The 12,922-nt window shown below is 60.3% G+C and carries 7 protein-coding genes; all 7 read right to left on the bottom strand.

Annotation, left to right across the window (positions count from 1 at the left end):
- Positions 1-4,216: 4,216 nt before the first annotated feature.
- A complete protein-coding gene (gene repC, locus L981_RS18465; protein ID WP_043619431.1) occupies positions 4,217-5,428 on the bottom strand; it encodes a plasmid replication protein RepC in 1,212 nt (403 codons plus the stop codon).
- A gap of 197 nt (positions 5,429-5,625) precedes the next feature.
- A complete protein-coding gene (gene repB, locus L981_RS18460; RefSeq protein ID WP_043619429.1) occupies positions 5,626-6,660 on the bottom strand; it encodes a plasmid partitioning protein RepB in 1,035 nt (344 codons plus the stop codon).
- On the bottom strand, positions 6,657-7,880 hold the full coding sequence (gene repA / locus L981_RS18455; protein WP_043619426.1) for a plasmid partitioning protein RepA: 1,224 nt from the start codon (positions 7,878-7,880) through the stop codon (positions 6,657-6,659). Before repA ends, repB begins: the two co-directional genes overlap by 4 nt.
- A 469-nt stretch (positions 7,881-8,349) precedes the next feature.
- Positions 8,350-9,150, bottom strand: a complete 801-nt coding sequence (locus L981_RS18450; RefSeq protein ID WP_052201865.1) for a hypothetical protein — start codon at positions 9,148-9,150, stop codon at positions 8,350-8,352.
- A gap of 710 nt (positions 9,151-9,860) precedes the next feature.
- Positions 9,861-10,979 (bottom strand): RuBisCO large subunit C-terminal-like domain-containing protein, encoded by a 1,119-nt coding sequence (locus L981_RS18445; RefSeq protein WP_043619423.1) that lies wholly within the window; start codon positions 10,977-10,979, stop codon positions 9,861-9,863.
- Complete coding sequence (locus L981_RS18440) at positions 10,979-11,980, bottom strand: transketolase family protein (protein WP_043619419.1); 1,002 nt, start codon at positions 11,978-11,980, stop codon at positions 10,979-10,981. The genes L981_RS18445 and L981_RS18440 overlap by 1 nt, the downstream gene beginning before the upstream one ends.
- Before the next feature lie 2 nt (positions 11,981-11,982).
- Complete coding sequence (locus L981_RS18435) at positions 11,983-12,918, bottom strand: transketolase (RefSeq protein WP_043619416.1); 936 nt, start codon at positions 12,916-12,918, stop codon at positions 11,983-11,985.
- Positions 12,919-12,922: the final 4 nt, after the last annotated feature.

Genomic DNA, 12,922 nt, shown 5'->3' with positions numbered 1-12,922 from the left:
CGCTCGGATAGCCTCAGGCGCGGTTCGACAAAAGCAAACATAGAAGCCTTGTCAGCTGACAAGGTTTGCGTACGCCGCACCAAGGCCGCCGAAGCCGCATACGCACCTCGTCTACGAACGCAGTTGGTTGACGGTAGTTCACTCGTAGATACCACCTTTGGTTGCTTGCCGCATCACCGAGGTTGGCAGCACCGGAACCAGCGCGCGAAAGGTCCGAAGAGATGTCTTGATCTCAAAGCCCCTGCAACCCCGACATCACGGAAAAAGCCCGCGCCGTCGCGGCTCATGCGCACAGATCGCCACGGCATCCATCGGGATGCAGGGGCGGGGAGCCGCCTAACGCTTGCAAGATCCCGACAGCACCGACAAAACCAAAGTCCCGTCAGAGACTCCCAAGAAATTGGTCCGGCAATCGGCGCGCCTTGGCAATTGCCAGATTCAATCCCGCGCCTGCCACTTACGACTTTCAGTACCTAAGTTGCCAAGGCCTTCGTGCACTGCCGCGTCACCCGGTTCAATCCTGACGTCTGTTCTTGCGGCTCGCCCTCGTGACCCGACACCCACGGGTGGATGGTCTTCGAGTGCTACGGTCCCCATGTCCCGCCGTTGCTATGCCTTCGCTGCATCCAACACACGCAAGGTCCACTCCCTCATTTATCCAGCACCTTGTTTGGAAAATGCCCTCGACGCGAAACCCAAACCTTGCGCACCGGCATTCAACCTCTTTCGATGACCTCGACCAATCTTGTGGGTGCCAACGATCTCTTGGCTTGCTGGCCGTCGCTTTCGTTGCGCGATCTTTGACACCATTTAGCGACAGGCCTTGCGGCGTGGAGTCCGTAAGCAGTTTGGTTCGAGATCTTCGGCGCGAAGCCCGGTGTTGGCCTGCGCGAGATAAACAACAGATCAATCAGATCAACTTGTACGCCGTCGCGACCTCCTTCGCAGGAACGTAGAGACGCAAGCCGACACGATCGAGCCCGCGCCAACGCTGCCCAACCCAATGGTTACGTTGCCGAATACCAGCGCTGAAAGATCAGTGCGATCAGATTGCGGGGTTCGACCTCTGATCGCGCTGGCGACAAGTCGTTGTCGTCGCCAACTTCCGAGCGAGGGATGCGGAGCCCTGAGCCGAGAAATTGGAACCTCCAGTCCGACTTGTCGAACAGTGGTGCAGACAAAAGGGCAGGGGGTAGTCCTCGGCGCCTGGTTGACCGCTTGCGAAGCGCTAAGGGAGAAGCGCAGTTCACGAAGCTTCTGCCGAAGGCGACCCGCTTTGCTATTGAACGCAGCCAGTCCAGCCTCATGATTAGCCAGGTCATGGCCGGAAGAGATGACGGTCGGAGAAGGGGAGGGCGCTCGCGAGATATACGCAGGGATGCAGCCAATTGTCCGACGTCAAAGAGGTCTGATCTCTCAGTTCTCCAGCCTTCGGTTTCCAAAACCACATGACGTGAAACGCCCAGCTCGGGTTCGACCGGCCTTTTGGCGATCAAATCGCATTGCTCAGCCGATAGAGATCGTCAATGGTGCTACAGAGTGCAGGGTTCGATGGCAGAAGTCTTCCGGCAGTTAGCTTCCGCTTCTGCAATAATGGCCGTTATATCATATAGTTAACAAGTGCATAACTTTCGAGCGTACCGAGACCCGACCTGAGTGGTAATTGCGCTCCTGATTCCGCTCTCGTCAAACCGGTTGCTTGTTCTGGTGGCCGCACGGGCCGTTTCGCTGCTCATCCGTCTTCATCGCAAAAGCCGCAAATGCCCGGAGTTATCGCTTGAAACACGCCAAACGCGCGGCGCGTCGCCCCCCCTTTTGCGCCGACGAGCACTTACCGAGATTCTGAGCGTTCAATCCGAACCAGAAGAGCGGCGTTTCCGTCGACCACGCCGCACGTCGAAACTGCATCGCTTGCCACCGTCTCTTTCGTGTAGCGATCTCAGGCGTGCGGGAGAATTCACTCGCGGCGCTCGAAGAGCGAGAATGCTGGATTTCCGACCATGCAAATTTCAGCCCAATTGGCGAGCGCTGTTCGGTCCAATACGCTTCGATATGGCGCCCCACTGACGTCAATTGTCACCAGGTTGCAGAGTATTGGACAGTGCTCCGGTTCGAGCGATTGAGCATTGGGTGCAAGGCACCGGGTGATGTCTGAATGGTGGCTGCGTTACAAGTGGGGTTTCCGCCAGACGGCAAGCGACCGAGCAGTTGATATCTCGTCAGCCCGTGCAATTGCAGGCTTCACCGAAGTCCGCTCGTCATCCGTTTCCAACTTCGCTTGTTGAATTGCCAAGACAAGTTCGCGGTAGGAGCGGTCGCCCATGTTGCAGCGGCCGGACAGTGTCACGTTTCCGCGGTCCTCTGTCGGATAGGCGAAGGCGGTAAGCCAATCACACTTTCCGCCAGGGGGAGGGCACGACGAGAACGATACCCGCGATCGGCGCCGATCGCGGTCGCCGATGCCAATCATCGAAAACCGATGCCGCGAGCTAGGACGTGGTCGGACTTCCCGAGCTCAACCATCTTGATAAGCGTTGTGTTGGACCCGCAGTTTGCCAGTGCTATCCGAGAACGATCTGGGATAGCTCCTAGGTATCCGCTTCAGGCAGCCAGACTCGCAACCGACCGACCGGTTTGAAGCCAAGCTTTAACAGCTCATCCAATGCAATGCCGTGATCGTATCCAACAAGTGGCAGATCCGGGGAAAAGGCGTTACCGGCGAGCAAAACAGCATTCCGAAACGCGGGCGGGGTATCAAACAGACTAAAGATGTTCGAGACCCCCACCGTTTGAGAGGACCGGTTTACGATGCAGCCGGCATCGAAGCCATTCCCCGTCGATCGGCCATAGATATGCAGGTCGGGCTCGGAGGGCAGAGAGGGTGGAAAGACCTGGCATCGGAGGGGCTGCCGGCCTCTTTCCAGGCGCGTTCCCAGCAGTTCAATGCCGTCGCGTCGCGCACGCGTTCCCAGCCGTGAGTCGAGCAAGCGGGCGTTCCGCAAGGTTCGGTCCAAACCCATGACGCCGTAAACAACAGCCGGAATCCCTCGCCGGTCAGATCCAGCGTCGAAAATCCGTCTTTAAGACTGGGCCGCCGTCCCAACCTATCCGTCAGCCGTTCGATCTCGACGAACTGGTCCGCAACACCGTTCGGGTCGAGTGTCGTCATGTTCGAATAGTATGGAGGGGCGATCGCATCGCTGGACCAAAACGTGCCGGTTCGGTGATCAGGCCGTCCATGTGCTCGAAACACCATCTGATAGCCAGGCCTTCTCTTCATCCGAATGTATCGGGATTTCGGATTGTGAAAGGCTCTCTGTCATGGGTACCTGTTGAACTGAATGGTGAACGCCCGACCTGTCCGTTTTGCGCTCGTCTGTCGAGTAGACACGACAGACGATACACCGCAGTTTCTGTCGATCAAAATCCGAGAACAGACAAGCCGCGTTCCGGCGGCCCTTGAAAACTCCCATCAGCGAAGGCTTCCCCCGCATTCGCGCGACATGACGACAATTACCTCCCTGTCGAAACGACATCCGGAGCTGCGCGTTCGAGGATCAACCCGCTGTGCCAGCCGCCAACCATCTTTGCCCGACATCTAAGTCAGACGGCCACATTCCCTCAGGAGCCGAATGTGACCTGATCGCCATGGCGGCTACAGATGTGATCGCGCCACCTAGGTTCGACGACGCCAGGTTCTGGCGTCAGGTTTGCGGCATTCTACCGAAAGTCGGATGGAAGCTTAACTGCATCCCCAAGTGATCTTGCTCAATCTGCCACGAAACGCAGATGACGGAAAATTCCGTACGGCTGGAGAACTGTAGACCGGACGCCGGCATGACCAAGGCTGGCTGCGGTGCTGGCTTAAGTTGGAATGTAGTTCAGTGCCGCCTCGACAAGAGGGGAGGGGACTTGGATCCGTCGGCAACTCGCCAGCAAGACACCATCCGAGAATGAAACCTGTATGTGAACGACAGGACCCCTGGGTGGTTTCGGCGAGCGCCGGCTTCCTGCTCAAGTAGAGCCGGCATCATCCCGCGGGTTTGGCGATGCTCCTCCCAGCACCCATCGCGAAACCGTTATACTGCAGCGGATCATCGCCGCTTCAGATGCGTTAACGCTTTGACAGCTTTTCCGCCTGGTCGCCCATTGATGTCATCTACCCGATGCTTGCAAAATCGCTTTCGTCGCAAGGCGGCGACCGCGCGTTGGAACTCTACCCTGCATTCCGCATCCCGCCGGCCCCGCGCAAGAGCGCCATCAACATCGGACCGAGCGAGAACTCACCGCGCCGCGCCTTCGAGGTCAGATCGCGGAGATAACCGCCCGCAGAATTGATGTGCCCAGCCCTTTCCAGCATGCAGGCGAGCGCCACCGCTGCATTTTCGGGCCCCATCACATCACAGGCATCCTGATAGGCACTCGGGCTGATGCCCAGCATCGAGCGAACGACCACGGCGGCCGCCATGAAGTCGCGCCAGTTCGATATCTCGCCGCTCTGCCCGTAAAGCCCGATCTCAGGGCAGGCCCGCAAAACCATCGCCAATGGGAACGCCTTAAGCGGCTCTGCTGTCGGCCGCTTTTCTGGCTCAGGCTTCGCCCCCAGCTCCTTTCGAGAGCTTGGTTCAAATTCATTTGGGGATTCGGGATTTGAATTCTGTATATGACGCTCAAAACGAGCATCATTGCTGCTCATATTTTGAGAATTTTGCTGATCTTCCAATTGATTGACGATCTCAGCGCACAGCAGTTCCATTTCTTCGAGCAGCGCCTTGAGGTCATGGATGGATGGAGAGCGCGGCATGCGCGCAACGAGGGCCAGGTAAACGGCCTCGATCTTCCCCCAATCGCCGCTCGCCCCCTCCTCTATAGCGGCAGAAATGAGCTTACGTGCGTCTCGGCGCCTGATCGTGAGGGCCTCCTTGGTGCGGCGAAAGAGCGTCCGTTCCGCTGCGACCTGTTGGGCCATTTGAGCAAGTTCCTCCGATCGCGCGAGCAGAGGCGCGAGATCGAAACCGAACGCGTCTTCGACTTCCCCGGACCTGTCCTTGCGAACGTAACGCTTGCCATTCGCGCTATCCTTGCGAACGATAAGCCCGGCATCGACGAGTGCTGCCAGGTGGCGACGCAAAGTTGCGCCGGCGATGCCATGCGCCCGAATTGAAAGCTGAGTATTCGACGGAAAGACGATCAAGGATTGACCCTGGCGAAGGTCGGTCTCGGGATAGAAGCTCAACAGCGCATCAAGGACGGCCAGTGCCCTGTCCTGCAGGCCGAGAAGCGGCCGCGCCTCACAGGCGTCGCGAAAGACCTTCCACTTATCCGCCGACTTGTTCGGCGTGATCTCGACGGATGCTACTTGTCGCCTCACCAGCGCAAGCGTCATCGGCCGCCGCCCAAAAGGCGTCGTCACATTTCCACTCTGCATTTCCCTCACCCTTCAGAAGGCAAAAGAAATCCGCTCACCAAATTAGGTGCCAAAGTCTCTTGACGGGGATTCGTGGAAATGCGATTCTCAGATTGTCCAGATATGAGAGAGGCTTCCACGACGGCAACGTTTGGGGGCCTTTTTCTTTTGCAGCAGTCCTTTCGTGTTCACGTATCCGATTGCATCTCCGACCGTTGTCAGAGGCCTTGATCCTTGCGGTCGCGAGAGAACCGCGCGACGAGCGCTGGGAGTTCCTCCCCGACGAATTTGACGAATTCCACGCCGAGGGGCCCGTCGGCTGATATCCGCACCTCCTTGGCCGAAAGCTTCCAGGAACCCAGCTTGTTGCCGGACGCATCGGACAAGTCCGTGCCGTCCTGGCGTACCGCGTTCGCGGGTTTTATGGTTTCGAACGCACGCTGGAAGCGTTGATCGGACAACGACGAAGCGTCGCGCGCCTCAGACAGGATCTGTCGAGCGGCCGCAACGGATTCCGGATGGTCAGCGATTGTCTTGGCGAATTCGAGCCAGCGCGGCCGGCCAATCTTTGGCGCGCGACCGATGGCCTCGATCACGTCGGTCGGGACCACGCGGTAGACGCTGCGCATCTTGGCGAGCTCCGGGTCGTCGATCGACAGTGCCGCCTTTATGTCGCGCGGCTTGATACCGGCGTCGTCCATGCGCGATGCGAACAAGGCGCGTTCGATCCAGGTGAGATCTTGCCGGCTCGCATTCTCAACGCCCTGAGCAACGACTAGGTCCAGATCCGATATTTCGACTTCGATCGCGCGAACGGGCTTGCCAAGTTGTTTTGCGGCAAGCCACCGCCGGTGGCCGTAAATGATCTGGTAGCGTCCCGCCGACGAGGGGTGTTTGCGAACCTGGACCGGAACCTTCTGTCCTTCTGCATCGATCGAGCGCTTGAAGGCTTCGAAGTCCGCCCCGTCATCGTCCGGCAGCCTGTCCGGATAGGGAGAGGGGTCGACCAGTGAAGGATCAAGCTCTCGGATCGCGCCGCCACCCGACTCGACCAGTGCCTTCAGCCGATCGCGCTCGGCCCGTATGTCGTCGATCGCTCGATGCGCGGCACCGACCACGCCGGCGCCGACCCGATTGGGAGCGGCAGGAGGAGCAGGCGTCGTCGATTGCTCTTTCGCAGCAAGGTTGCTTTCCAGTTCGGCCGAAAGCAGGCCGAAGCTGGCGACGATCGATTTGCGGGCGTTCTTGCTCATTCACGTCCCCAGCTCGAGTTGATCAAACGAATGATGGCCTCGTTCACGCCATCGACAGCCTCACGGGCCCGCTTGTGCGTGTCGCGGCCGATCTGGCCCATTTCGAGCTCATAGATCGACCGTTTGGCCAGGCCCGCCGCCTCGACTGCCGTGCTCTCGATCGCGGTCGGCAGGAGCACGTCCGAGCCGAAGAGATGGCGCAACATTGCCACGACCTGCGACTGAGGTGCGTCGTTCGGATCGTGCCGCGTCACGAGGTAACGAATGAAATCCTGGTCGAGCTGAGCGCCGTTGTCGTTCAACACGCCGATCAGGTCTCCCATCATCAAGAGGAACTGGCTCATCGATGCAACGTCGAGCATCGCCGGGTGAACGGTGATGATCATGCTCGTGGCGGCGTAGATCGCGCTCAGCGTCAGGAAGCCGAGGGAAGGAGGCGTATCCAGAAGGACCACGTCGTAGTCGTCTTCCACCTCGGAAAGTGCGAGTTTCAAGCGCTCGAAGAAGATGGCGCCGGAGCTTGATTTGCTTGCGAGCACACGCGGCGTCTCGTGCTCGTATTCCATGACTTCGAGGTTGCCCGGTACGAGATCGACGCCTTCGAAGTAGGTCTTGCGGATGATGTCGCGGATCGGCCGGCGCTCGGCATCGTCGTAGCGAAGCGCCGCGTAAATCGTTTCGTTGGCGCCGACATCGAGTTCCGGCTGCGCGCCAAACAGTGCCGAGAGCGATGCCTGCGGATCGAGATCGAGCGCGAGTACGCGATAACCATTCAGCGCCAGATAATGCGCAAGATGGACACATGTGGTCGTCTTGGCACTACCGCCCTTGAAGTTGGCGATCGCAAGGACCTGAAGATGTTCGCCCGGGCGGCGGCGAGGCAGGAAGCGGAGCGCCTCGGAAGGCTTCTGCTTTGCAAACAGCTCCCGAAGCTCGTTGATCTGCGCGAGCGTGTAGACCCGGTGATTGTTCTCTAGGCGGCTCGGCTTGGGCCCGCGCCCTTCGGACGACATCAGCTTCAGCGTCGAATCCGGTATGGATGTCAGCTTCGAAACTTCGTTCGTCAGAAACGACCTCAAGGTCTTCTCGGACTTCGGCGGATACATGCGCGTTCGCAGTTGCTGCAACTGGCTCGACAAAAGACCGGCGTGCCGCAATATCTTGGCGGCAGCGTCTTCCTTGAGTTGAACGTCAGTTTCTGCAGGTCTAGCTATCGCCATTTTTCCCTCTTGGCGGCCGAAAGTCGGTTTACCGGCCATTGCCCGCCAAAGATAAAACACGATTCTCCCGGACCGTCCAGAACAATAGGATTAACAAAGCCTCAAGGCTGATTGTGAAGCTTGCCCGTCGGAATCCCGTCACCCAATTGGAATCGTTGGGCTTTCCTGGACGAAATGGGCTGCCACGCGATGAGTTTGCGCACACCTTTGTTCGCGCAGACCCACAACCGAAAGGCGATTGCGCGAGCATTGGGCCTAGACTCATGAACCGGCACCGACCCGCCCGCCGCGAATCATCTGCAGGCGTCCGGTTTACGCGCAGATGCCGACAGTCCGCCCAGTCAGTGTCTCATCATCCTTGGTTGGCCCGGCATTTCCCCCTGCTGCGTGAACGGTCGCCTTCAGCCAAGACGAAACTGCGCAGGCGAAATGCGCCTGCGCAGCAGACATCCGTTGGATTGTCGAGGCACTACGCCGGCTGGGCGACCATCTTTGATCGCTGCTTCCACATGGACAGCATCAGGACGACGACCAGGAGGCCAAGCGTGACCAGCGAAGCGTTGTCGCGCGGCAGGTTCAATCCGCCCTTTTCGATGGGCTTGGTCAGAAAATCGCCGAATGTCGCTCCGAAGGGCCGCGTGAAGACGAAGGCGATCCAGAACAGCAAGACATCGCTGATCTTGGTCATGTAGTGGAGCGCGACAACGAGACCGATGATCCCGGCCGTAACGATCGCACCTTGAACATAGCTCAGGTCCATGTTGTCGGTGAGAAAATCACCAAAGGCCGTTCCAAGGCTGTTTGAGAAGACGACCGCAATCCAGAAGAGGGTCTCGGTATCCCGGCGGTTGACGTGCACGACATCAAGCTTGGTGTCCCGCAAATACCAAACACCGAGCGATATTGCGAGCCCGAGCGTCAGGATGATCGACCCCGAGAGGTAGCCGAGGCCGAAGGACCGATCCATCATATCGGATATTTCCGTGCCGGCCGTGGTGGTCGCAACGATCGCCAGCCAGAACAGCGGCGAATAGAATTTCCGTGCGGAGATCTGCGCGACGAGGATGACCAGCAACGCTGCAAATGTGATGCCGAACCCGACATAATAGCCGAGATTGAGTGTCATGGAGATGAAGTCACCTGCGGTCTCTCCAAGGGTGGTGGCGAGGATCTTCATGATCCAAAAGGCCAGCGTCACTGCGGCGACCTTGGTAAGTGGCGCGGCCGTGGGCGTCTTGCCGGAAAGCTCAGATGCGGATTTTGAAACCATGATGCTTCCTATCGGGAAAAATGGTTGACCGTCTCGAAGTGAGGTGATCGGCGAGAGAGGTGATCGCCGGGACGCCGAGGTCTTCGCATCTGGGTTGGATGCGACTGAACCCTCGGGCCCCGCGGTTCTCGAGCCGAAGCGGGCGGATGGCCTGCCGCGCCGGATACTGAGCACCGATTCTCACGGTGGCTTTACGCAGAACTTACGGATTCGTAATGGAACGACGCCTGAGAAGCCCGATCACATTCAGCCGTCCGACCGGCACCTCGCAACGCCCTGATGGTCTGCGCCATGGCGAATGTGCGAACACGTCTTGGGGTGGCAGCGCATGTATTGAGAGGGAAGGGCGTACCGCAGCAGCGATGGCTGGCCAGATCGAGAAAGCCACTCGGGCGCGCAACGAGGTCAATTGCGGCTCGGCAGCGCCCACCTGTGGCACCCGCGCCGCATCCATCACAAAGGAGATCACGCGATCCCTTACTTCGATCGAGGTACGGCCGTGAAAACGCCAGCACTCGGCGACCAAGCGCATACAGACAGCTATGAGACACCGGATGGAGGCTGGATGGATGTCTGGCTCCTCGCTCCTCGCCACGGCCATGCGCTAGCCACTTGCGGCCCAACAGAGAGGGTGGTCCTTTCGGCTGCGAGCGATCTTGGGCCGCGCCGTCCCGGCGCGACCTCTCGGGCTCGACCTATGCCGCGTTCGCCTAGTTGTGGACCGCGGCGACCAGGCGGCGGCAAGCGTCCACGAGGTTCGGCTCTTGAAGCAGAGCGCCGCCGATCAGGTACATGACGTCGTTGCCGTAGGCTTCGCGCATCTCGGGAACCCGCTCAAAGGTCATGCCGCCACCGGGCGCGGCGACGATCGCCTTCGGCCCGCCCAAGTCGGCCGCGCAGGCCCGGGCGATCGACAGGCATTCCTCTCGCGTGAAACCGAAGCGGCCTCCGAAGTTCGGATAGATCACCGCGTCCGCCCCCATCAGCCGATGCAGCGTGCCGAAGAAGGACCGGTGCGAGAAGCCGCAATCGGAAGAGACCACATTTGCGCCCGAGAAGGCCGGGTGCGAAACGATCGGCAAGGTGAAATCGGGGTCGGCTGCAAGCGTGCGGACGACATCATAACCGGTCAAAGCCGGGGCCAGCATCACCGCACCGGCACCGGCTGCCTGCGCTTCCTTCGCCCGGTCAAGCACGGCTGAAGCCGGCCCGGTGACATTCGGCACGAAGCTCGTGTTGCCACCGGTTTTGGCATTGGCCTCGCCGACGGCCGCGATGCAGGCCTTCAGGCGATCGGCAAAAGGCGACGTCACCTGATCGACGAGACCGTGGTCGTCCTTGACGAAGTGCATGCCGCCAAGCGCGAAATCATGGGCGCGGCGAGCAAGTTCGGATGTCGAAAGCCCGACGGGCTTGATCGCCGACATCAAAAGAGGGCTTTCGCCTACGCCTGCGCGGGACCGAAGCCCGCCAATACCGTGCTTCGGTCCTGCGCAAAGCGCGAGGATACCCGGCGAAAGACCGATATCCTCGACCTTCAGGCCGGGCTTGATGGAGCTGTTGCCGAAGATGACGTTCAAGAGCTGCAGAAAGTCGCCGCCGACATCGTCGTCGGAATAGGAGATCGTGGCGACAAAGCCCGGCCGGTCGGCCGGATCCGGCTTCAGGTCCTCCAGCTTGCCGAGGATCTCATCCTCAACATAGCCTTTGGGAACAGCGCTACGCGGAATTTCGACGGTCTGCTCCAGCGCGATGTCGAGCGCGCGCGCCTTAGCCTCCTCGGCGTGAGCGGCGCGCACGTAGTAGGTGACGGTGAAACGCGGAGCCACTAGAGCGCCTCCGCCTTCTGGGCCGAATGAACGTGGTCGATGCGGACCTCCGTCAATTCGTCCTCGCCAATTTCGAGCGGCTTACCGACGAGATCTCCGATGGCGCCAACGAGCGCGCTCGCATCGAGACCATACTTCTTCATGAGGTAAGGCTTGGACGCGCCATGGGCGAAGGTGTCGTTGAGGCCGAGCCGCTTCAGGCGGACGCCGAGGCCTTCTTCGGCCAGAATTTCCGCAACGAGCGAGCCGAGGCCACCGACGATAGTGTGGTTTTCCAGCGTGACGACGCCCTTCTTGCCACGCGCGGCCTTCAAAAGGCCCTCGCGATCGAAGGGTTTCAGGGTCGAGGCGTGCAGGTGGGTGATGCCGATGCCGCGTGCCTGAAGCGGTTGGGTGGCGCGCAGCGCTTCCTCGGTGCACACCCCCGAGGAAACGACCAGAATGTCGTCGCCTTCGGACAGGACCCGCAGCTTTTTGAACGCGAAAGGCGTCGAGAAGAGACGCGGGACCTCGCCGCGAAGCACGCGCACATAGACGGGCCCGTCGATGCTGTCGGCGACTTCGAGCACGGTCTCCACCTCGGTCGCGTCACCGGTCTCGAGGATCGTCATGTTCGGCACGGCGCGCAGAACGGCAATGTCCTCGATTGCCTGATGGGTGATGCCGCCGGGCGTGGTGATACCGGGTAGGAAGCCCATCAGCCGCACCTTGCGATTGGAATAGGCAATCGAGTTGATGAGCTGGTCGTAGGGGCGGCGATAGAGGAAGACTGAGAAGGTGTGAATGAATGGCCGGTAGCCTTCCATTGCGAGCCCGCCGGCAAAGGACAGCATGTTCTGCTCGGCCATGCCGAGCGAGAGGAACTGCTGCGGATGCCGGTCGCGGAAACCGTCGACCTCGCAGGACGAGGTCAGGTCGGCGGAAAGGCAGAGGACTTCGGGTCGCGCCGTGGCGAAGGTTTCGAATGCCTTGGCGTAGGGACGATTGACGATCTCGACCATGTTCAGGCCCCTTTCATAGCTTCGACGTCGACGCCGAGTTCGGCCGCAAGTGCCGCCTGCATTTCAAGCCGCTCCTCCGCGCTCTTGAAGCGCACGTAGTGAAGCCGCGGGAAACGTTTCTTGAGGAAGTCCATGCCCTGGTAGGGCGAGGTGTTGGCGAGGATCACCAGCGGCTTGCCGGGTTCCGCGCTTCCGGCCGCAGCCCTGAGCGCTTCCAGGTCGTGGCCGTCGACCGACCGGCAGGTGACGCCGAAGGCGCTCACCCGGGCCGCGAGATCGCCAAGGTCGAGCACCGACGACATCGCGCCGTCGCATTGCTGGCGGTTCACGTCGACGACGACGCGGATGTTGTCGATGCCGTGGTAGCTCATCGCCGCAAGGCACTCCCAGGTCTGGCCTTCCTGGAACTCGCCATCCGACATGTAGACCCAGACCTTGCCCGGCTCCTTCTTCTGCAACCGCGCCCAGGCGACGCCGGATGCCATGGAGAGACCCTGCGCCAGCGAGCCCGTGGTCACTTCCATGCCGGGGCTGTGCTCGGCGCCGATCATCTCGACCGAACCACCGTCCTTGTTGAAATGATCGAGCGCGTGCTCGTCCATCCGCCCCATCTCGATCAGCGCCGAATAGATGACGAGCGCATAGTGGGCGGGCGAGATGAAAAAGCGGTCGAATGCCGGCCCGACCGGTCCGTGATACCCGGCGCCGGTAAAGGCGTCCGGATTGTGCGCCGAAGGGACGCCACGAAACGGCAGCGGCACCTTCGGCAAGGTCGGCTCGCCGAGCGTCAGAAGCTCGTTATAGAGCAGCGCGAGGCTCTCAGCGGCCGAGCAGGCCTGGCTGAGATAACCGCCATTGTTCTTCATCGTGTGGAAGAACACGCGCCGGCGGATGCCGAGCGCGATCTCTTCCGTTGAAACCCGGTTCGTGAGTGTCATCGTC

It is taken from the genome of Ensifer sp. ZNC0028, assembly GCF_000799055.1.
Lineage (GTDB): Bacteria > Pseudomonadota > Alphaproteobacteria > Rhizobiales > Rhizobiaceae > Ensifer.
The sequence above is the reverse complement of the archived record's forward strand: the minus strand, read 5'-3'. Positions and strand labels throughout refer to the sequence as shown.

Bases quoted from the DNA above. Each gene is read 5' to 3' on its own strand.
- repC (WP_043619431.1), bottom strand. From the start codon at position 5,428: ATGCAGAGTGGAAATGTGACGACGCCTTTTGGGCGGCGGCCGATGACG.
- repB (WP_043619429.1), bottom strand. From the start codon at position 6,660: ATGAGCAAGAACGCCCGCAAATCGATCGTCGCCAGCTTCGGCCTGCTT.
- L981_RS18450 (WP_052201865.1), bottom strand. From the start codon at position 9,150: ATGGTTTCAAAATCCGCATCTGAGCTTTCCGGCAAGACGCCCACGGCC.
- repA (WP_043619426.1), bottom strand. From the start codon at position 7,880: ATGGCGATAGCTAGACCTGCAGAAACTGACGTTCAACTCAAGGAAGAC.
- L981_RS18440 (WP_043619419.1), bottom strand. From the start codon at position 11,980: ATGGTCGAGATCGTCAATCGTCCCTACGCCAAGGCATTCGAAACCTTC.
- L981_RS18435 (WP_043619416.1), bottom strand. From the start codon at position 12,918: ATGACACTCACGAACCGGGTTTCAACGGAAGAGATCGCGCTCGGCATC.